Source organism: Streptomyces sp. NPDC042346, from assembly GCF_055581845.1.
Map to the genome: position 1 here is coordinate 39107 of NZ_JBVJEH010000004.1, position 19470 is coordinate 58576.

Below are 19470 nucleotides of genomic sequence, written 5' to 3' on the forward strand. Positions count from 1 at the left end.
GCCGGAATGATCGCTACCGGGCGGCCGGAATGATCACCACCGGGCAGGGCTCCGCCCTCACATCCGGGAGACGTTCCGCTCGTACACCAGCCGCAGGCCGATCAGGGTCAGCCAGGGCTCGTGCTCGTCGATCTCCGCCGACTCGCCGAGGACCATCGGGGCGAGACCGCCCGTGGCGATGACGGTGACGTCGGAGGGGTCGCCCTGCGGGCCGACGAGCTCGCGCTTCATCCGCGCCACCACGCCGTCGACCTGGCCCGCGTAGCCGTAGATGATGCCCGACTGCATGGCCTCGACCGTGTTCTTGCCGATCACGTTCCGCGGGCGGGCCAGCTCGATCTTGCGGAGCATGGCCCCCTTCACGCCGAGCGCCTCGACCGAGATCTCGATGCCCGGCGCGATGGCCCCGCCCGCGTACTCGCCGCGCGCGGTGACCGCGTCGTACGTCGTCGCCGTGCCGAAGTCGACGACGATCGCCGGACCGCCGTACAGCTCGACCGCCGCGGCCGCGTTGATCACGCGGTCCGCGCCGACCTCCTTCGGGTTGTCGGTGATGACCGGGACGCCCGTCTTGACGCCCGGCTCCACCAGGACCGCCGGCACGTCCCCGTAGTACCGGCGGGTCACCTCGCGCAGCTCGTGCAGCACCGAGGGGACCGTCGCGCAGATGGCGATCCCCTCGATGCCGTCGCTCAGCTCGACGCCGAGCAGGGGGTGCATGCCCATGAGGCCCTGGAGCAGGACCGCCATCTCGTCGGCGGTCCTGCGCGGGTCCGTGGAGATCCGCCAGTGCTCGACGATCTCCTCGCCGTCGAAGAGGCCGAGGACCGTGTGCGTGTTGCCGACGTCGATGGTGAGCAGCATCAGGCCCGCACCTCGCGCAGGTCGAGGCCGATGTCGAGGATCGGGGAGGAGTGGGTGAGCCCGCCGACCGCCAGGTAGTCGACACCGGTCGCCGCGTACGCCGCCGCGTTCTCCAGGGTCAGCCGGCCGGAGGACTCCAGGACGGCGCGGCCCGCGACCAGCGCGACGGCCTCCGCGGTCTCGCCGGGGGTGAAGTTGTCGAGCAGGATCAGGTCGGCGCCCGCGTCCAGGACCTCGCCGATCTGGTCCATCGTGTCGACCTCGACCTCGATCGGCACCTCGGGGAACAGCTCCCGTACGGCCTTGAAGGCCTCGGCCACGCCGCCGGCCGCCACCACGTGGTTGTCCTTCACGAGGGCCGCGTCGGAGAGCGACATGCGGTGGTTGACGCCGCCGCCGCAGCGCACCGCGTACTTCTCCAGGGCGCGCAGCCCCGGGGTCGTCTTGCGGGTGTCGCGGACCTTGGCCTTCGTGCCCTCCAGGGCGTCCGCCCACGCGCGCGTGGCGGTGGCGATGCCGGAGAGGCGACACAGGATGTTGAGCGCGCTGCGCTCGCCGGTGAGCAGGTCGCGGGTGCGGGCGGTGACGCTGAGGAGCGTCTGCCCCGCCTCGACGCGCTCGCCGTCCTCGACGTGCCGCTCGACCTCGAACTCGTCCGTGCAGACGATCGACAGGACGGCTTCGGCGACCCGCAGCCCCGCCACGACACCGGCCTCGCGGGCGGTGAAGTCGGCGGTGGCGACGGCCTCCTCGGGGACGGTCGCCACGGTCGTCACGTCCACGCCGCCGTCGAGGTCCTCGGCGATCGCGAGGTGGGCGATGTCCTCGACCTGTACGGGGTCGAGGCCGGCGTCCGCGAGGAGCTCGGCGAGCGCGGGGTCGAGCCCGCACTCGAACTCCTCGCCCTCGCCACAGGCGCAGCCGTCGCCGCAGCCGCCGGCCTCGGGGGCCGCGGAGGGGGCGCTGATCTGGATCAGAGGGACGTCCACGGGCTCGGGACGGGCTTCCTCGGGCGTGGTCACTTACGGCTCCCTGGGGGCGTCGAGGGTCGGGGGGAAGTCGGGGGTGTCGGTGGTGCGGACGTCGAGGGTCCGCTCCGGGGTGAGACGGACGACGAGGTGCCGGTGCCAGGCCGTGTCGTCCCGGTCGGGGTGGTCCTCGCGCCAGTGACAGCCGCGGGTCTCCTCGCGGCGGCGGGCGGCGGCGACCAGGACCCGGGCGACGCACAGCAGGTTGGTGGTCTCCCAGGACTCCACGCCGGGCTCGGCCGCCTTGGTGTCGTCGCTGCCGCCCGCCAGGGCGTCGCTGTGCAGGGCGTCGAGGGCCTCGGCGGCCTCCCGCAGGCTGCGCTCGGAGCGGAGCACCCCGGCACCGGCCGTCATGACCCGCTGGATCCGGGTCCGGGCGCCCGCCACCGGCAGCGGCAGGGTCACCGGGGCCGGGTGCGGCACCGGGGCGCCGGGCACGCGCGGGGCGGCGGCCGTGATCTCCTCGGCGATCCGCTCGGCGAAGACCAGGCCCTCCAGGAGCGAGTTCGAGGCGAGCCGGTTGGCGCCGTGGACGCCGGTGCAGGCGACCTCGCCGCACGCGTACAGGCCGGGGACCGTGGTCCGGCCGCGCAGGTCCGTGCGGATGCCGCCGGAGGCGTAGTGCGCGGCGGGGGCGACCGGGATCGGCTCGGTCACCGGGTCGATGCCGTGGAGGCGGCAGGCGGCCAGGATCGTGGGGAAGCGCTCCGCCCACATCTCGGCGCCGAAGTGACGGGCGTCGAGGTACATGTGCTCGGTGCCCCGCTCCTGCATCCGGCGCGTGATCGCCTTGGCGACGATGTCGCGGGGCGCGAGCTCGGCCAGCTCGTGCTGCCCGAGCATGAAGCGGACCCCGTCGGCGTCGACCAGGTGCGCGCCCTCGCCCCTGACCGCCTCGGAGACCAGCGGCTGCTGGCCCTCGGAGTCGGCGCCGAGGAACAGGACCGTCGGGTGGAACTGGACGAACTCCAGGTCGGAGACCTCGGCCCCGGCGCGCAGTGCGAGCGCGACGCCGTCGCCGGTGGAGACCGCCGGGTTGGTGGTGGCGGAGAAGACCTGGCCCATGCCGCCGGTGGCGAGGACCACGGCGGGGGCGTGGACGGCTCCGACGCCGTCGTGCTGGCCCTCGCCCATGACGTGCAGGGTCACCCCGGCCGTACGGCCCTCGGCGTCGGTGAGGAGGTCCAGGACGAGGGCGTGCTCGATGAAGCGCACCCCCCGGTCCCGTATCGCCTCGACCAGGGCGCGGGAGATCTCGGCGCCGGTCGCGTCGCCGCCGGCGTGGGCGATGCGGCGGCGGTGGTGGCCGCCCTCGCGGGTCAGCGCGATCTCGCCGTCGGCGGTCTTGTCGAAGTCGGCGCCGGTCGAGATGAGACGGCGGACGGCGGCGGGGCCGTCGGTGACGAGCAGCCGCACGGCCTCCTCGTCGCAGAGCCCGGCACCGGCGACGAGGGTGTCGTCGAGGTGCTGCTCGGGGGTGTCGCCGTCGCCGAGCGCGGCGGCGATGCCGCCCTGCGCCCAGCGGGTGGAGCCGTCGTCGAGCCGGGCCTTGGTGACGACGACGGTACGGAGCCCGGCGGCGGTGCAGCGCAGGGCGGCGGTGAGGCCCGCGACGCCGGAGCCGACCACGACGACATCGGCGTCGATGGCCCAGCCCGGTGCGGGCGCGTGCAGCCGTATTCCGGTCACTTGGTGGCTCCGAAGGTCAGGGGGATGTTGTCGATGAGGCGCGTGGTCCCCACCCGCGCGGCGACGGCGAGGACCGCCTCGCCGTCGTGGTCGCCGGCGACGTCGGTGAAGTCGGCCGGGTCGACGAGGGCCAGGTAGTCGAGGCTGAGCGGCGGCTCGGCCCTCGCCGCGTCGTCGAGGACGGCGCGGGCGGCGGCCCGGACGGCTTCGGCGGCGCCGCCCTCGGCCGCCTGCGCGACCGCGTGGGCGTCGGCGGCGGCCCGGGCCTCGCCGAGCCGCGAGAGCGCCTCCGCGCGGTTCTCGGCCCGGCCCTGGGCGCCCGGCAGGGAGGCTGCACGCGCGCGCAGCGCCTCCTGGGCGGCGAGCCGCTCGCGGGCGGCGAACAGCGCGCCGGACAGCGCGAGGGCCGTACGGCGCTCCTCGGCCGACAGGTAGCGGTTGCGGCTGGACAGGGCGAGGCCGTCGGTCTCGCGGACGGTCTCCACGCCGACGATCTCGACCGGGAAGTTCAGGTCGCGGGCCATGCGCCGGATCAGGGCCAGCTGCTGGGCGTCCTTCTGGCCGAAGAAGGCCAGGTCGGGCGAGGTGAGGTGGAGGAGCTTGGCGACGACGGTCAGCATGCCGTCGAAGTGTCCGGGCCGGGAGGCGCCTTCGAGGCGCTCGCCCATGGGGCCCGCGGTGATCCTGACCTGGGGCTCGCCGCCCGGGTAGACCTCGTCGGCGGAGGGCGCGAAGACGACGCTCGCACCGGCGTCGAAGGCCAGCTCCAGGTCGGCTTCGAGGGTGCGGGGGTAGCGGTCGAGGTCCTCGCCCGCGCCGAACTGGAGCGGGTTGACGAAGACGGTGACGACGACGAAGCCCTTGGCTCCGACGCGCTCGCGGGCGGCGCGGATCAGGGTGGCGTGGCCGTCGTGGAGGGCGCCCATGGTCATGACGACGGCGTTGTGGCCGGGCAGGCCGTGGTGGGCGGCCGCGTACTCCAGGTCCTCCACCGTGGGGACGAGTTCGGCCGGCTCGTGGCGAACCCGCCGGCCGCCGTCGCCGGTCCCGGTGCTCCCGGTGCTCCCGGTGCTCCCGGTGCTCCCGGTGCTGTTGCGGGCGAAGAGGGTCATCGGTCGTCTCCTTGCGGCCCGTCGGCGGCGGGGGTGGGGTCGGCGGCGAGCACGCCCAGGAGGTCCTCGGCCAGCTCGGGCTTGAGCAGGCCGTGCGCGAGCGCCCGGTCGGCGGTCGTGCGGGCCATCGCCAGGTAGCCGGCGACGGTGCCGGGCGCGTGCTTGCGCAGCTCGGCGACGTGGGCGGCGACCGTGCCGGCGTCGCCGCGCGCGACGGGTCCGGTCAGGGCCGCGTCCCCGGACCGCAGGGCGTTGTCCAGGGCCGCGCCGAGGAGGGGGCCCAGCATGCGGTCGGGTGCGGCGACGCCGGCCTTGCGGAGCAGCTCCATCGACTGGGCCACCAGGGTGACCAGGTGGTTCGCGCCGAGGGCCAGGGCCGCGTGGTAGAGCGGGCGGGCGTCCTCGGCGATCCACTCGGGCTCGCCGCCCATCTCGATGACCAGGGCCTCGGCCGCGAGCCGCAGCTCCTCGGGCGCCGTCACCCCGAAGGAGCAGCCGGCCAGCCGCTGGACGTCCACGGCGGTGCCGGTGAAGGTCATGGCGGGGTGCAGGGCGAGCGGGAGGGCGCCGGCCCGGCGGACCGGGTCGAGGACCCGTACGCCGTACCGCCCGGAGGTGTGCACGAGCAGCTGCCCCGGCCGTACGGCTCCGGTGTCGGCGAGGCCCTCGACGAGGCCCGGCAGGGCGTCGTCCGGGACCGTCAGGAGGACCAGGTCGGCGAGGGCGAGGACGCGGGCGGGCTCGACGACCGGGACGTCGGGCAGGAGCTCCGCGGCGCGGCGCCGGGAGCGGTCGGAGACCGCCGAGACGGCGACGGGGCGGTGGCCCGCGAGTCGGAGCGAGGCGGCGAGGGCGGGGCCCACGCGGCCCGCGCCGACGACTCCGACGGTGAGCCGAGCGGGCCGGTCCTCGGGGCGGGGCTCCGGGGCTCGGGGCTCTGGCGCTGTGGGTGCGTTCACGGTGGGGACGGCCTTCCGTTCCAGTCCTCGGCGGGTACCGGACGATTTCTGGTCATGCTACGCCAGCGTTTCGCGCTCCTCCGTGGCTGTCCACAGGGTGTGGGCGGCGGTGTGATGATCGACCCATGGAAGCGGAAATGGTGGGAGATACGGATCCCGTGGACGAGGAAGCGGCCCGGCTGTACCGGGCGAAGCTCTGGGGCGGCGCCGAGCGGAAGCTGTGGGACACCTCCGTCGACGGGACGGTCGGGCAGCGGCTGCGCGAGCTCGCCGACTGGGCGGAGCTCGCCGGCCATGGAGACGCGCCCCTCGACACGTACGGCAACGTGTTGGTGGAGGAGGTCGAGCGGCGCGTGGCCGAGGAGCTCGGGATGCCCGCCGCCGTGTTCTTCCCGACCGGCACGATGGCCCAGCAGGTCGCGCTGCGCTGCTGGGCCGGCCGCACCGGCAGTCCCGTCGTCGCCCTCCACCCGCTCGCCCACCCCGAGGTCCACGAGGGCGGGGCGCTGGGCGCGGTCTCCGGGCTCCGTACGGTCCACCCGACCGACGAGCCGCGGCTGCCGACGGCCCAGGAGGTGCGCGACCACCCGGAGCCCTTCGGGACGCTGATGCTGGAGCTGCCGCTGCGCGACGCCGGCTTCGTCCTGCCGTCCTGGACTGAGCTGACCGAGGTCGTCGAGGCGGCCCGCGAGCGGGACGCGGTGGTCCACTTCGACGGCGCGCGCCTGTGGGAGTGCACGACGCCTTTCGGCCGCGGGCTCCCGGAGATCGCGGGGCTCGCCGACAGCGTGTACGTCTCGTTCTACAAGTCCCTCGGCGGCCTGTCCGGGGCCGCGCTCGCGGGTCCCGAGGACGTCATGGAGGAGGCGCGGGTCTGGCGCCACCGGTACGGCGGGCTCCTCTTCCAGCAGTACCCGGCGGCGCTCGCCGCGCTCCGGGGCCTCGCCGTCGAGCTGCCCCGGCTGCCCTCGTACGTGCACCACGCCCGCGTGGTGGCCGAAGCGCTGCGGGAGGAGCTCGCGGAGGCGGGCGTGGGCTGGTTCCGGGTCCACCCGGAGGTCCCGCACACCCACCAGTTCCAGGTCTGGCTCCCGTTCACCGCCGAGGCCCTGACGGCCGCGGCCGTCGCGCAGACCGAGGCCACCGGGACCGCCCTCTTCCGCCGCTGGTTCGCCCCGGGCGCGGGCGGCCCGCCGGGGGTCGCCCTGACGGAGCTGACGGTGACGGCACCCGGCCTGGAGTGGACGGCGGCGGACGTCCGGGCGGCGGTACGGGACTTCCTGTCCCGGATCGAGGGCTGAGCGCGCGCGGCCCCGGCCGTCATCCGCCGTACAGGCCCTAGGCGGTGTGCAGCCACCGCCGCAGGGCCGTGCGGAGGGCGCCGTGCGCCGGGCGGCCGGCGACCACCCGCTCGAAGCGGCGCCGGTCGGCGATCGCCCGGAGGACGGCGACGTCGTGGGTGCCCGGCGCGGGCGGCAGGGGCTCGCCGAGTTGCTCGGCGCGGTACGTGTCGAAGAGGTACTGATGCAGCGCGTTCATGACCTCACCGTGCGCCGCGCCCCGGCGTTCCGGCGCGCCGATTGACGGCCCTCGTCAAACGACGCGACACCACCCCCGCCGCACCCCGCACCATGGGGGCGTGAGCGTGACGATCGACATCACCGGACTGCCGCAGGAGCGCATCCTCTTCTGCCCCTCGCCCCTGGCCGAACTGGGCGCCGCCCTGCACGCCCTCTCCGAGCCGGCGCACCACCCGCGGCTCCACGCCTGGACGACCACGACCGCCGCCGCCCTCAAGCCCGAGCTGGCGGACCGGCTCCACGAGGCCGACTTCATGTGGCGCTCCACGCGCTCGGACATCTTCCTGCCGCCGCGGCCCCAGGGGACCCTCGCGGAGGAGCTGGACGACCTCGACCGCATGGACGACGAGAAGTACGTGGGCGCGGCCCTGGAGATCTCCTGCGCCAGCCACTACACGCACGGCGCGCCGTCCCCGCTCGTCGACGAGCGGATGCGCTGCCGCGCCCTCGACCTGGCCGCCGCGCGCGGCCCCCGGCAGGTCGCCTTCGTGGAGCGGATGCTCGCCGACCCGCCCGGCACGCGCGCGTGGATCCGGCGGCTCCTGGAGGACTGCGACGAGGCCTTCTTCGCCGACACCTGGTGCCGCGTCGGCGTGCAGCTCGCCGCCGACGCCCGCCACAAGAACGAGCTGATGCGCCGCAAGGGCCTCGCCGAGGCCGTCACCGCCGCCTCGGCCGCGATGGTCCTGGAGGAGGACGAACAGGGCTCCCGGATCGTCGTCGACAAGCTGATCCAGGGACGGACGAGCGCCGAGGGCTCGGGCGTGACGTTCCTGCCGACCGCCTTCGGCTGGCCGCACCTCTTCGCCCTGCACACCCCCGGCTGGCAGCCGGTCGTCCAGTACCCCGTGGCCACCCGCGACCTCGGCGACGCCGCCGCGACCCAGACGGTCAAGCTGCGTCTGGAGGCGATCGCGCACCCGATGCGGATGCGGCTGTGCCGCAGCCTCGCCCGGGGCTCGTACTCGACGGGCGAGCTGGCCGACGCGTACGGCATCACCGCCCCCGAGGTCTCCCGGCACATGGCGGTCCTGAAGAAGGCCGGCCTCATCACGACCCGGCGCCGCGGCCGGTACGTGCTCCACCAGCTCGACGTGACCATCGTGGCCCGGCTCGGCAGCGACTTCCTGGAGAGCGTGCTGCGCTAGAGCGCGAGGACGCCGGGCCGCGGGGACGCCGGGCCGCGTGGGCGCCCGGCGGCGAGGACCCCGGGCCGCGAAGACCTCGGGCTGCGAGGACGCCGGGCCGCGAGGGCGCGAAGGGCGCTACGCGGCGCCGCCGCCGCCCGCGCGGACCAGGCCCGACTCGTACGCCAGGACCACGACCTGGACCCGGTCGCGCAGGCCCAGCTTGGTCAGGATCCGGCCCACGTGGGTCTTGACCGTCGCCTCCGAGAGGACGAGCCGGGCGGCGATCTCGCCGTTCGACAGGCCCTGCGCGACCAGCATCATCACCTCGCGCTCCCGGTCCGTGAGCCGTGCGAGCGCGCTGTCGACGGCCCGCGTCTCCTTGCCCGTCGACGGCAGCATCGGCGAGAAGCGGTCGAGCAGCCGGCGGGTCGTCGAGGGCGCCACCACCGCGTCGCCGCTGTGCACCGAGCGGATCGCGCCCAGCAGCTCCGCCGGCGGCACGTCCTTCAGCATGAAGCCGCTCGCGCCCGCCTTCAGCCCCGAGAACGCGTACTCGTCGAGGTCGAACGTGGTCAGGATCAGGACCTTCGGGGCGTCCGGCTGCGAGCAGATCCGCCGGGTCGTCTCCACCCCGTCCAGCTTCGGCATGCGCACGTCCATCAGGACGACGTCGACCGCCGCGGACCGCAGGACCTCCAGCGCCTCCACGCCGTCACCGGCCTCCGCCACGACCTCCATGTCCGGCTGGGCGGCGAGCACCATGCGGAAACCGGTGCGCAGCAGCACCTGGTCGTCGACGAGCATCACGCGGATGGACATGAGGTCAGTTCCTTAAGGGTCGTCAGCGGGAAGGGCGTCAGCGGCGGCAGAGCCGTCAGTGGGCCGGCTTGAGGGGGAGCAGTGCGCTGATGCGGAAACCGCCGCCGGGACGCGGGCCCGCGTCCAGCGTGCCGCCGACCATGCCGACCCGCTCGCGCATTCCGATCAGACCATGGCCGCGCCCGTCGGCGCCGCCGTCCTCGTACATCTCCTGCGGAGCGCCGCGGCCGTCGTCCTCGACGAGCAGCCCGAGGCCGTCGTCGAAGTAGACCAGCCGGACGCTCGCGCCGACGTCGGGACCGCCGTGCTTGCGCGTGTTGGTGAGGGCCTCCTGCACGATCCGGTACGCGGTGAGCTCGACGCCGCTGGGCAGCGGGCGCGGGCTCCCCTCGATCGCGAAGTCGACGGTGAGGCCGGCGCCGCGGACCTGCTCGACGAGGTCCTCGATCTGGCCCACGTCGGGCTGCGGCACGTACTCGCCGGCCTCCTGGTGCTCGCCGGTGCGCAGGATGCCGAGGAGGCGGCGCATCTCGGCGAGCGCCTGCCGGCCCGTCGTGGAGATCGTCTCCAGGGCCTGCTTGGCGGTCTCCGGGGAGGAGTCCATGACGTAGGCGGCGCCGTCGGCCTGCACCACCATCACCGACACGTTGTGCGCGACGACGTCGTGCAGCTCGCGGGCGATCCGGGCCCGCTCGGCGGCGACCGCGACCTTGGCCTGGGCCTCGCGCTCCCGCTCCAGGCGGGAGGCCCGCTCCTCCAGCTGCGCGAAGTAGGCGCGGCGGGTGCGGAGCGAGTCGCCGAGGACCCAGGCGAGCGCGAACGGCACGGTCATGATGACCGTGAAGAAGATCCGGGCCGCGACGGACTCGATGCCCTCCGTGTTCCATCTCAGCTGCGAGAGCGTGGAGGCGCTGAGTCCGCCGACGAGCGCGAGGCGGGACGCCCAGCGGGGCCCGTCGTGCGCCGCGACCGTGAAGACGATCACGAGCATGGCGAAGTCGGCCATGAACGGCATCAGGCCGAAGGCGAGCTGGACGAGGCCGAGGCCGACGGCGAGGAGCAGCATCTTCTCCGGGGCGCGTCGGCGCAGGGCCACGACCAGGGAGAAGAGGCCGGCGACGACCCCGTACGCGACGGAATGGTGGACCGCCGGGTAGGTCGTCGCCACCCACAGCAGGGAGAACCCGAGGAGGACGACGGCCCAGAAGGTGTCGACGCCCGTCGGGTGTCTGCGGATGAAGTCGTAGAGGCGCTGCACGTCACCCAGAGTAGGGAAGGTCGATAGGTGCGGGGATCAACCGTGGGGTCGATCCTTGGCGACGGGCCCGTACTCCCCGAGGTGGAGACTGGGGCACGTGACGGATGACGTGACGGGTGAGACGTGTCAGTGGCAGGGGTGGCGCGAGGCCACGGAACGGGCGCTGTACGGCCCGGGAGGCTTCTATCGGCGCCCCGAGGGTCCCGCGGGGCACTTCCGCACCTCGGTCCACGCGTCGCCGCTCTTCGCGGGGGCCGTGGCCAGGCTGCTGGGCGAGGTCGCGGAGGAGCTGGGAACGGCCGAGGTCGCGCTGGTGGACGTGGGCGCGGGGCGGGGCGAGCTGCTCACGGCGGTCCTCGCGGCGACCGCGGGGACGGACCTCGCGGTCCGGGCGTACGCGGTCGAGCGTGCCGCCCGCCCGGCGGGGCTCGACCCGCGGATCGTGTGGACGGACCGGCTGCCGGAGCCGGCGAGCGTGCGCGGGCTCCTCTTCGCGAACGAGTGGCTCGACAACGTGCCGGTGGACGTGGCCGAGGCGGACGCGGCGGGTGTCGTCCGGTACGTGGAGGTCCGCGCGGACGGTACGGAGCGGCTCGGGGCGCCCGTCGCGGGCCCGGACGCGGAGTGGCTGGCCCGCTGGTGGCCGCTGCGCGAGCCCGGCGCGCGGGCCGAGATCGGGCGGCCCCGGGACGAGGCGTGGGCGGCGGCGGTGGGCTCGCTCGCGGCGGGCCGCGCGGTGGCCGTCGACTACGCGCACGTACGGGACTCCCGGCCGCCCTTCGGCACGCTGACCGGCTTCCGGGCGGGCCGCGAGGTGCCGCCGGTCCCGGACGGCAGCTGCGACCTGACGGCCCACGTGGCCCTGGACGCGTGCGCGGAGGCGGTCGGGGGGGCCGGCGCGGAGGACGGCGCCGAGGCCGGCAGGAGGACCGGCGCGGAGGCAGACGCCGAGGCAGGCGGGGGGACCGGCGCGGAAGGAGGCGGGAAGGCCGGCGGGGGGACCGCCACGGAAGCAGGCGCCGGGGCAGGCGGGGGTGCCGTCGTCGAGGTGGTCACCCAGCGGGAGGCCCTGCGCCGGCTCGGGGTGTCCGGGGAGCGGCCGCCGCTGTCGCTGGCCTCGACCGATCCCGCCGGCTACGTCCGCGCGCTCGCCTCCGCCGGCGAGGCCGCCGAGCTGACCGCCCGCGGCGGCCTGGGCGATTTCCACTGGCTGACCCGACGGGTCCCGCCCGTCGCCGGGTGACCCGTGGGGCGGCGGATACGGGGCGGGGGATACTGTCCCGCATGACGGAGACGACGGTCGGAATCGGCGGCGCGGCGGAGAGCACCGACATGGTGCTGAACATCGGACCGCAGCACCCCTCGACCCATGGTGTGCTCCGCCTCCGGCTCGTGCTCGACGGCGAGGTGGTCCGGCAGGCCGAGCCGGTGATCGGCTACATGCACCGCGGCGCCGAGAAGCTCTTCGAGGCGCGGGACTACCGGCAGATCATCATGCTGGCCAACCGTCACGACTGGCTCTCCGCCTTCTCCAACGAGCTCGGGGTCGTCATGGCCGTCGAGCGGATGCTGGGCATGGAGGTCCCCGAGCGGGCCGTGTGGACCCGTACGCTCCTCGCCGAGCTGAACCGGGTCCTCAACCACCTCATGTTCCTCGGCTCGTACCCCCTCGAACTGGGCGGGATCACCCCGGTCTTCCACGCCTTCCGGGAGCGCGAGGAGCTCCAGGCCGTGATGGAGGAGGTCTCCGGCGGCCGGATGCACTACATGTTCAACCGGGTCGGCGGCCTCAAGGAGGACCTGCCCGCGGGCTGGCTGGGGCGGGCGCGGCAGGCCGTCGCGGACGTGCGGTCGCGGATGGACGTGTACGACCGGCTGGTCCTCGGCAACGAGATCTTCCGGGGCCGTACGCGCGGGGTCGGCGTCCTGTCGCAGGCCGCGGTCCACGCGTACGGGGTGTCCGGGCCGATCGCCCGCGCCTCGGGCGTCGACTTCGACCTGCGCCGTGACGAGCCGTACCTCGCCTACGGGGAGCTCCAGGACACCCTGCGGGTCGCCGTGCGCGAGGAGGGCGACTGCCTGGCCCGCTTCGAGTGCCTGCTCGACCAGACGCACAACTCCCTGGACCTGGCGGACGCCTGCCTGGACCGGATGGCCGAGCTGCCGCAGGGCCCGATCAACCAGCGGCTGCCGAAGGTGCTGAAGGCGCCGGAGGGGCACACGTACGCCTGGACCGAGAACCCGCTCGGCGTCAACGGCTACTACCTGGTGTCCAAGGGCGAGAAGACGCCGTACCGGCTGAAGCTCCGCTCGGCGTCGTTCAACAACATCCAGGCGCTGGTCGAGCTGCTGCCGGGGACGCTCGTCGCCGACATGGTGGCGATCCTCGGCTCGCTGTTCTTCGTCGTCGGCGACATCGACAAGTAGGCCGCCCGCCCGCTCCTGGGATCAGGGGCGGCGCATCACGACGAAGTCGCGCTGCTCCTTGCCGGGGCGGCTGCGGTCCACGACCGTCCAGCCCCAGCGCGTGTACCGGTCCGTCAGTTCCGGGACGTCGAGGGTCATGAGCAGGACCGGCCCGGGCGGCCCGGCCGCGAGCAGCCCGTCGTGGAGGGCGCGGCCGATGCCCTGGCCCTGGCTGCCGGGGCCGACGACCAGCTCGGCGAGTTCGAAGACGGGCTCGTCGCCGGAGAGGGCGGTATCGGTCCATCCGGCCGCGAAGCCGAGCAGGGCGGCGCCGGTGCCGTCGGAGTCACCGGCGCCACCGGAACCGTCGGTGTCATCGCCGTCGAGAGCGGCCACCGCGCGGAAGTCGTCCCTCCGCGCGGCGCTGTCGAGCAGCCGGTCCACGGTCCGTACGGCGCCGAGCGGGGGCTCGTGCCAGGGGGATCCGCCGAAGGCCTGGGCGCACAGGGCGATCAGTTCGTCGCGGCGCCGGGCCGCCTCGGCCGCGGGGAGCGGAGCGAGCCGGTACGTCACGAGCTGACCGCGCCCCGCAGTTCGGCCACGTCGATCTGCTCGGTCTCGTCGTGCGCGGTCAGGTCGATGACCTCGCCGATAGCCCGGGGCGGCACCGGTGCCGGGAGCGGGGCGAGCGGGACGAGGAACGGGGTCTCGGCGGCCAGGGCCTCTTCGAGGACCTCCTCGCCCACGACGTCGGCGAGGTCCGTGTGCTGTACGGCCTCGATGGCCGCGGCCACCTTCTGCGCACCGAAGAAGTCGAAACCGCCCTCGGGGCGCGGGACGGGCCTGCGGGCCGCGTACGGGACGATCGCCGCGGCGGCCTGGACGGCGGGCAGGGGCGCGATCCCGGTGGGCGCGACAGGCAGGGGCGCGGAGGCGTCGGACGTCACCGCGGACTCCGACGAGGGTGCGGCGGGCCCGGCGGGCAGGGCCGCCGGTGCGGGGGCGGGCCCGAGGGCGGGGGCGGCCGTACGGCTGTGCTGCTCGGTCCCGGCGGCCGCCGCGTGCTTCCCCTGCGGCTCCTCCGTCTCGCGGACGCGCTCGGCGAGGTCCCGCGCGCGGGCCGCCGCCGCGGTGCGACGGGCGTGCTGGGCGGCGGCGTTGCGCGGGAGGTCCTTGAGGGCCTGCGCGGCGCGGCGGTACGCCTCCGGGGTGGGCGTGGACCCGGCGGCGGGCAGGGCCTTCGCCCCGGCGCCGGCCTCGGCGTTCGCGCCGGCCGTGCCGTTCGCTTCCAGGGCGAGGACGCGGCGGCCCTCCAGGGCGCTGGCCCGCTCGGTCTCCGCGGTGGCGTACCGGCGGAGGAGGTCGGCGTGCTCGCCGCGCAGCCCGGCGAGTTCGACGCGCTTGGCGCGGAGCTTGGCGTCGAGCCGGGTCCGCAGGCCGCGGGACTCCTCCAGGTCGGACTCCAGCTCGGCGACCCGCTCCTCGGCCTTCCACTGGTCGGCGGTGCGGGCCCGGTTCAGCTCGGCGACCCGGGCACCGGCGCTCCGGTCCCAATGGCGCATGAGGACGGCACCGGTAACGGCCGCCGCGGCGGCGGCGACCGCGAGCAGCCGCACGACGAGCAGATCGCCGGGCAGCCAGGCGACCGCGGCGCACACGACCGCGGCGCCTGCGACCGCGGAGGGCGGCAGCAACTTGTGCAGAGGCGGGGAATGGCGGTGGCGTCCACGTGGCATGGCCTGAAATTTACCGTGCGTAGGCGCCATGTGGGGTGTCGGCCCGGCAATCTCTTGGCCACTTCTCGCCACAAGAAGTGGCGATGAACCGTTCCGGTTCCGTTTCGAGCCGACTCCCCCCGCCTTGGACCTACTTGTTGAGCAGCCCCTTCGTCGTCAGATACTCCTTCGCGACGTCCTCGGGCTTGGCCCGCTCGGCGTCCACCTTGCGGTTGAGTTCGGCGAGATCCGCTGTGGTCAGCACCTTGGTGATCTTGTCGAGGGCGGTCGCTATCTCGGGGGCGCCGGCGTCCTTGGCGTTGACCACGGGCAGTACGTTGTCGGCGTTCTGGAGCTTCTTGTCGTCCTCCAGGAAGACGAGGCCGAAGCTGTCGATCGTGGCGTCCGTGGTGGTCGTCAGGACCAGCTGGTCCACCCCGTCCTTGACGGCCTGCTTGGCCTGCGGGGTCCCGACGCCCTTGGGGTCGATGCCGGCCACGTCGATCCCGTACGCCTTCTTCAGACCGGGCGCGCAGAACGGCCGTACCGCGCATTCGTCACCGGCCGCGATCTTCACCTTGAGCTTCGAGCGGCCGAGATCGGAAAGGGTCTTCAGCTTGTTCTTCTCGGCGAATTCCTTGGTCACCGCGAAGGCGTTCTGATCGACCGCCTCACCGACCGCGAGAACCTTGAGGCCGCGCGGTTCGGCGAGCTTCCGCAGCGCCTCCACCGTGGCGGTCGCGTCACCGGAAGCGACCGGCTTGTCCTCGGGCGCCTTCGGGCCGTTCACCTTCGCGTTGAGGAATTCCGCGATCGTCGCCGCGTATTCCGGTACGACGTCGATCTCGCCGCTCTCCAGAGAGGGCTCGTACAGCTCGCGATTCTTCACGGTGGTGACGGATACGGAGTATCCGGCGGCCCGCAGCGACTGGGCGTACAGCTCGGCGAGCACCTTCGCCTCGGTGAAGGCCGCCGCGCCCACGACCAGCGAGCCCTTCTCCCCGGCCGCGGGCGCGTCACCGGCGCTGCCGGACTTCTTCTCGCCCCCCTCCAGGCTTTCACCACCGCACGCGGCGAGCGCGACGGCCAGCGCCGTCGTCCCCAGCACCGCACCCGCGATACGCGAGACCCTGTTCACAAGACCACCCATCTCATTCATCGGCTTCAGTAGGTCGTTCAGTCATTCGATGCGCGCGCACGCGACGGGCCCGCCAGGAGCCGGTCCGCTCCCGCGAGCACCGCCTCCACCAGGAGGGCGAGCAGGGCCACGAGCACGGCGCCCGCGACCACCTGCGCGGTGTCGTAGAGGGCGAAGCCGGCCGTGATGATCCGGCCCAGGCCGCCCTGGCCGACCATGGCCGCGACCGTCGCCGTGGCGATCACCTGCACCGCCGCCGAGCGCACCCCGGCCATCACCACCGGCCGCGCCAGCGGCAGTTCGACGCGCAGGAAGAGCTGGCCGCCCGTCATCCCCATGCCGCGCGCGGCCCGCACCGCGGCCCGGTCGACCTCCCGCATCCCCACGTACGCGTTGGTGAGGAGCGGCGGTATCGCGAACAGCACCAGGGCGACGACGGTCGGCACATAGCCGGCGTTCCGCAGGGGCGAGACCATGAACAGCGCGAGGACCGCGAAGACGGGGACCGCCCGCCCCACGTTGGACACGTTCACCGCGAGCGCCCCGCCCCGGCCGAGATGACCGAGCCACAGCCCGAGCGGCAGCGCGATCGCCGAGGCGATCAGCAGGGCCGCCCCGCTCACGTACACGTGCTCGGCGAGGCGCTGCCCGATGCCCTCCTCGCCGGTCCAGTGCGCGCCGGTGGTGAGCCAGGTCCAGGCGTCCGTCACGATGCCCATCTCACGCACCCCCCGGCGCGGTCCGTATCCGGGCCCACGGCGTCAGGAGCCGCTGGAGGCCGAGGAGCAGCAGGTCGGCGGTGACGGCGAGCAGCACGCACAGCACGGAGGCGGCGAGCACCTGCGCCTTGAAGAAGGTCGGCAGCGCGTCCTCGATGAGATTGCCGAGCCCGCCGCGGCCGACGACCGAGCCGACCGTCGTCAGGGCGATCGTGGAGACCGTCGCCATGCGTATCCCGGCCATCAGCACCGGCAGCGCCAGCGGCAGTTCGACCTCCCACAGCAGCCGCCACGAGCCGTACCCCATGCCCCGGGCGGCCTCGCGCGTCTCGGCCGGGACGGCGTCGAGCCCCGCCAGGGTGTTCCGCACGAGGATCGTCAGCGCGTACAGCACGAGGCCGGTCACGACGAGCGCGGCCGAGAGCCCGAAGACGGGCAGGAGCAGCGAGAACATCGCGAGCGACGGCACCGTGTAGAGCAGGGTCGTCAGTCCGAGGACCGGGCCCGCGAAGCGCGGTCTGGCCCGCACGAGGAGCGCCAGCGGCACCGCGACGAGCAGCGCGAGGAGCACGGACACGACCGTGATTCCCACATGCTGGAGGGTCGCCTCCGTCAGTTCCTCGCTGCGCGTGCGGAGATACTCCCCGCATATCCAGTCGTTGGTGACCAGACAGTTCGGCGTGCTCATCCGCCCCTCCCCCCGGGTCGTCCGCCCGCCCCGAACGTATGTCTGACGACCCTAACCCCCGCCACCGACAATCACCGGGATCCGCCACAATGCGGCAACACGCCCTTCACACACCCCCGGTGTCCAGGGGTAAGAATGGGGAACCATGATCCGGTTCGAGAACGTGACCAAGCGGTACGAGGACGGCACCACCGCCGTGGACGACCTCTCCTTCGAGGTCGCCGAGGGCGAACTCGTCACCCTGGTGGGGCCGTCGGGCTGCGGCAAGACGACCACGATGATGATGGTCAACCGGCTCGTCGAACCGACCTCAGGCCGCGTCCTCGTCGACGGCCGCGACATCGCCGGCGTCGACCCGGTCGCCCTGCGCCGCAAGATCGGCTACGTCATCCAGCAGGTCGGGCTCTTCCCCCACCGCACGGTCCTCGACAACACCGCGACCGTCCCCGCCCTCCTCGGCTGGAAGAAGGCCGCCGCACGCGCGCGTGCCGCCGAACTCCTCGACCTCGTCGGCCTCGACCCGGCCGTCTACGGCTCCCGCTACCCCGCCCAGCTCTCCGGCGGCCAGCGCCAGCGCGTCGGCGTCGCCCGCGCCCTCGCCGCCGACCCGCCCGTCCTCCTCATGGACGAGCCCTTCGGCGCCGTCGACCCCGTCGTCCGCGAGCGCCTCCAGAACGAGTTCCTCGCCCTCCAGGCCACCGTCCGCAAGACCGTCCTCCTCGTCACCCACGACATCGAGGAGGCCGTCCGCATGGGCGACCGCATGGCCGTCTACGGGCAGGGCCGCATCGAACAGTTCGACACCCCGGCCACCGTGCTCGGCTCCCCCGCCACCCCGTACGTCGCGGACTTCGTCGGCAGCGACCGCGGGCTCAAGCGGCTCGCCGTCACACCCGTCACCGAGGCCGACCTCGACCCGCTCCCGAAGGACGCGGGCGTGGACGGGGACGGCGCCCCCGCCCCCGTAACTCTCGGGTCCTCCCTCAAGGACGCCCTCGCCGTGCTGCTCCAGCACGACACCGGCCGGCTCACCGTGACCGGCGCCGACGGCCGCCCGCTCGGCGTCCTCACCCCGGAGGGAGTCCACAGCGCCCTGCGCCGGGCCACCGCGGAGTCCACGGTGTCCAAGGCGTCCTCGGAGTCCACGGCATCCCAGGTGTCCAAGGCGTCCACGGAGTAGGCGTCAGGCCGCGCTGAGCCGCCCCGCCATCCAGACAAGACCCGGCGGGATCTCCCGGTTCCACGTGTTGAAGTTGTGGCCGCCGCTCTCCAGCGTGATCGACGAGACCCGCGCCGGGCTCTTCACCTTCTTCACGAAGTCGAGCGTCCCCTTCAGGTTGCCCTCGCCCTGCTTCGACGTCGTCACCAGGAACGACGACTTCCCCCGCGGCAGGTGGTCCAGGCTCCACAGCAGGTCCCCCCGCTTCCGCAGCCGGTCGTCGCCGTGGAAGAGGTCGCCCGTCGTCACGTCCTCCGCCGCCCGGTAGTACGCCGAGAAACCCGCCCCCGCCGCGTACCGGTCCGGGTGGTGCAGCGCGATCTTCAGCGCGCAGTACCCGCCCGTCGAGTTCCCCATGAAGCCCCAGTTCCGGGGCTTCGTCCCCACCCGGTACGTCTCCGACACCGCCTTCGGCAGGTCCTCCGCGAAGAAGGTCTCCGTCTGCGGGCCCCCGGGGATGTCCACGCACTCGGTGTCCCGCGGCGGCGCCACCGTCGGACGCAGCATCACCAGGATCATCGGCTGCATCTTCCCGGCCTTCACCTGCGTGTACGCCGTCCTCGGGTACTTCAGCCCCTTGATCAGGTTCTCCGCCGTGCCCGGGTACCCCGTGAGGACCACCGCCGCCGGGAACGTGCTCTTCGCGTACCGCGCCTGGAAGTACTCCGGCGGCAGGTAGACGTAGGCCGGCGAGACGATCCCCGACCGGTCCCCCGCGACGACGACCTTCTGTATCTGGCCGCCGACGTCCGGCCGGGACCCGCCCGGCACGTTCAGCCCCTGCTTCTCGACCACCCGCACGTCCTTCGAGCCGGCCGCGTGGTCGACGACCACCCCCATGTCCTGCTCCTGCCCGAACAGGTCCGCCCAGGATCCGTAGAAGAGGAAGGACCGGTTCGCCGCGAGACCCACCGCCGCGAACAGCGCCACCTGGGTCACGAACAGCAACCCCACCCGCCCCAGGACCGCACGCCACCCGCGCCGCGCCAGGCGCGGCCACAGCCAGACCGTGGCGAGGAACAGCAGCACGGCCAGCACCACGGCCAGCAGAAGAACTTTGTTGCTGGTGAGCCCCATGAGACGACCGAGCCTTCTTTCCAAGAATTTCCTGTGAACCGATGAACCCGGCCCCGCACCACCCCGTCA

At 73.8% G+C, this 19470-nt stretch carries 19 protein-coding genes; 5 read left to right on the forward strand and 14 right to left on the reverse strand.

All coding sequences use genetic code 11. From position 1 onward, the window contains the following. Positions 1–57 precede the first annotated feature (57 nt). The 5 genes from ACZ6K0_RS17915 to ACZ6K0_RS17935 all read right to left on the reverse strand — a co-directional run bounded on the left by ACZ6K0_RS17915 (position 58) and on the right by ACZ6K0_RS17935 (position 5652). On the reverse strand, positions 58–864 hold the full coding sequence (locus ACZ6K0_RS17915) for a type III pantothenate kinase (RefSeq protein ID WP_376406815.1): 807 nt from the start codon (positions 862–864) through the stop codon (positions 58–60). After that, the gene (gene nadC / locus ACZ6K0_RS17920; protein WP_376406817.1) at positions 864–1886 is read right to left on the reverse strand and encodes a carboxylating nicotinate-nucleotide diphosphorylase; all 1023 of its coding nucleotides are present in this window, start codon (positions 1884–1886) and stop codon (positions 864–866) included. Before nadC ends, ACZ6K0_RS17915 begins: the two co-directional genes overlap by 1 nt. Next, on the reverse strand, positions 1887–3581 hold the full coding sequence (locus tag ACZ6K0_RS17925) for an L-aspartate oxidase (RefSeq protein WP_469230674.1): 1695 nt from the start codon (positions 3579–3581) through the stop codon (positions 1887–1889). Then, on the reverse strand, positions 3578–4513 hold the full coding sequence (gene panC, locus ACZ6K0_RS17930) for a pantoate--beta-alanine ligase (RefSeq protein WP_376407210.1): 936 nt from the start codon (positions 4511–4513) through the stop codon (positions 3578–3580). The genes ACZ6K0_RS17925 and panC overlap by 4 nt, the downstream gene beginning before the upstream one ends. Positions 4514–4689: 176 nt before the next feature. Next, positions 4690–5652, reverse strand: a complete 963-nt coding sequence (locus ACZ6K0_RS17935) for a Rossmann-like and DUF2520 domain-containing protein (RefSeq protein ID WP_376406821.1) — start codon at positions 5650–5652, stop codon at positions 4690–4692. Positions 5653–5777: 125 nt separating this feature from the next. Here ACZ6K0_RS17935 and ACZ6K0_RS17940 point away from each other — a divergent pair, with 125 nt between their 5' ends. After that, positions 5778–6953 carry a threonine aldolase family protein gene (locus tag ACZ6K0_RS17940; RefSeq protein WP_469230676.1) on the forward strand — a complete coding sequence of 392 codons (1176 nt, stop codon included), beginning with the start codon at positions 5778–5780 and terminating at the stop codon, positions 6951–6953. 37 nt (positions 6954–6990) lie between these two features. Here ACZ6K0_RS17940 and ACZ6K0_RS17945 read toward each other — a convergent pair whose 3' ends face one another. Then, positions 6991–7191: a hypothetical protein gene (locus ACZ6K0_RS17945; RefSeq protein ID WP_376406825.1), complete on the reverse strand. Its 201-nt coding sequence runs from the start codon at positions 7189–7191 to the stop codon at positions 6991–6993. A gap of 106 nt (positions 7192–7297) precedes the next feature. Between ACZ6K0_RS17945 and ACZ6K0_RS17950 the strand changes: the two genes are divergently transcribed. Further along, positions 7298–8380 (forward strand): DUF5937 family protein, encoded by a 1083-nt coding sequence (locus tag ACZ6K0_RS17950; protein ID WP_469231472.1) that lies wholly within the window; start codon positions 7298–7300, stop codon positions 8378–8380. 117 nt (positions 8381–8497) lie between these two features. Here ACZ6K0_RS17950 and ACZ6K0_RS17955 read toward each other — a convergent pair whose 3' ends face one another. Together ACZ6K0_RS17955 and ACZ6K0_RS17960 are read right to left on the reverse strand one after the other, a co-directional pair. Further along, positions 8498–9181 carry a response regulator gene (locus tag ACZ6K0_RS17955; RefSeq protein WP_376406827.1) on the reverse strand — a complete coding sequence of 228 codons (684 nt, stop codon included), beginning with the start codon at positions 9179–9181 and terminating at the stop codon, positions 8498–8500. Positions 9182–9236: 55 nt separating this feature from the next. After that, the gene (locus ACZ6K0_RS17960; RefSeq protein WP_376406829.1) at positions 9237–10439 is read right to left on the reverse strand and encodes a sensor histidine kinase; all 1203 of its coding nucleotides are present in this window, start codon (positions 10437–10439) and stop codon (positions 9237–9239) included. A gap of 97 nt (positions 10440–10536) precedes the next feature. Here ACZ6K0_RS17960 and ACZ6K0_RS17965 point away from each other — a divergent pair, with 97 nt between their 5' ends. Further along, positions 10537–11682, forward strand: a complete 1146-nt coding sequence (locus tag ACZ6K0_RS17965; protein WP_469230679.1) for an SAM-dependent methyltransferase — start codon at positions 10537–10539, stop codon at positions 11680–11682. A 41-nt stretch (positions 11683–11723) separates the two neighbouring features. After that, positions 11724–12866 (forward strand): NADH-quinone oxidoreductase subunit D, encoded by a 1143-nt coding sequence (locus tag ACZ6K0_RS17970; protein ID WP_376406833.1) that lies wholly within the window; start codon positions 11724–11726, stop codon positions 12864–12866. Between the two features lie 21 nt (positions 12867–12887). Here ACZ6K0_RS17970 and ACZ6K0_RS17975 read toward each other — a convergent pair whose 3' ends face one another. From ACZ6K0_RS17975 to ACZ6K0_RS17995, 5 genes are all read right to left on the reverse strand, one after another. After that, positions 12888–13418, reverse strand: a complete 531-nt coding sequence (locus ACZ6K0_RS17975) for a GNAT family N-acetyltransferase (protein ID WP_469230681.1) — start codon at positions 13416–13418, stop codon at positions 12888–12890. Beyond that, positions 13415–14581 carry a hypothetical protein gene (locus tag ACZ6K0_RS17980; protein ID WP_469230683.1) on the reverse strand — a complete coding sequence of 389 codons (1167 nt, stop codon included), beginning with the start codon at positions 14579–14581 and terminating at the stop codon, positions 13415–13417. Before ACZ6K0_RS17980 ends, ACZ6K0_RS17975 begins: the two co-directional genes overlap by 4 nt. 130 nt (positions 14582–14711) lie before the next feature. Beyond that, positions 14712–15710 (reverse strand): ABC transporter substrate-binding protein, encoded by a 999-nt coding sequence (locus ACZ6K0_RS17985; protein WP_376406839.1) that lies wholly within the window; start codon positions 15708–15710, stop codon positions 14712–14714. 26 nt (positions 15711–15736) lie between these two features. After that, positions 15737–16417: an ABC transporter permease gene (locus tag ACZ6K0_RS17990; protein ID WP_469230685.1), complete on the reverse strand. Its 681-nt coding sequence runs from the start codon at positions 16415–16417 to the stop codon at positions 15737–15739. 1 nt (position 16418) lies between these two features. Continuing rightward, a complete protein-coding gene (locus ACZ6K0_RS17995) occupies positions 16419–17105 on the reverse strand; it encodes an ABC transporter permease (RefSeq protein ID WP_376406842.1) in 687 nt (228 codons plus the stop codon). 145 nt (positions 17106–17250) lie between these two features. On the opposite strand from ACZ6K0_RS17995, the gene ACZ6K0_RS18000 reads away from it, so the two are divergent. Then, entirely contained in the window at positions 17251–18285 is a 1035-nt protein-coding gene (locus ACZ6K0_RS18000) for an ABC transporter ATP-binding protein (protein ID WP_469230687.1), read from the forward strand. Between the two features lie 3 nt (positions 18286–18288). Here ACZ6K0_RS18000 and ACZ6K0_RS18005 read toward each other — a convergent pair whose 3' ends face one another. Continuing rightward, positions 18289–19401 (reverse strand): alpha/beta hydrolase, encoded by a 1113-nt coding sequence (locus ACZ6K0_RS18005; RefSeq protein WP_376406846.1) that lies wholly within the window; start codon positions 19399–19401, stop codon positions 18289–18291. Between the last annotated feature and the right edge of the window lie 69 nt (positions 19402–19470).

Bases quoted from the DNA above. Each gene is read 5' to 3' on its own strand.
- ACZ6K0_RS17915 (WP_376406815.1), bottom strand. From the start codon at position 864: ATGCTGCTCACCATCGACGTCGGCAACACGCACACGGTCCTCGGCCTC.
- panC (WP_376407210.1), bottom strand. From the start codon at position 4,513: ATGACCATGGGCGCCCTCCACGACGGCCACGCCACCCTGATCCGCGCC.
- ACZ6K0_RS17940 (WP_469230676.1), top strand. From the start codon at position 5,778: ATGGAAGCGGAAATGGTGGGAGATACGGATCCCGTGGACGAGGAAGCG.
- ACZ6K0_RS17945 (WP_376406825.1), bottom strand. From the start codon at position 7,191: ATGAACGCGCTGCATCAGTACCTCTTCGACACGTACCGCGCCGAGCAA.
- ACZ6K0_RS17955 (WP_376406827.1), bottom strand. From the start codon at position 9,181: ATGTCCATCCGCGTGATGCTCGTCGACGACCAGGTGCTGCTGCGCACC.
- ACZ6K0_RS17970 (WP_376406833.1), top strand. From the start codon at position 11,724: ATGACGGAGACGACGGTCGGAATCGGCGGCGCGGCGGAGAGCACCGAC.
- ACZ6K0_RS17980 (WP_469230683.1), bottom strand. From the start codon at position 14,581: ATGCCACGTGGACGCCACCGCCATTCCCCGCCTCTGCACAAGTTGCTG.
- ACZ6K0_RS17985 (WP_376406839.1), bottom strand. From the start codon at position 15,710: ATGGGTGGTCTTGTGAACAGGGTCTCGCGTATCGCGGGTGCGGTGCTG.
- ACZ6K0_RS17990 (WP_469230685.1), bottom strand. From the start codon at position 16,417: ATGGGCATCGTGACGGACGCCTGGACCTGGCTCACCACCGGCGCGCAC.
- ACZ6K0_RS17995 (WP_376406842.1), bottom strand. From the start codon at position 17,105: ATGAGCACGCCGAACTGTCTGGTCACCAACGACTGGATATGCGGGGAG.
- ACZ6K0_RS18000 (WP_469230687.1), top strand. From the start codon at position 17,251: ATGATCCGGTTCGAGAACGTGACCAAGCGGTACGAGGACGGCACCACC.
- ACZ6K0_RS18005 (WP_376406846.1), bottom strand. From the start codon at position 19,401: ATGGGGCTCACCAGCAACAAAGTTCTTCTGCTGGCCGTGGTGCTGGCC.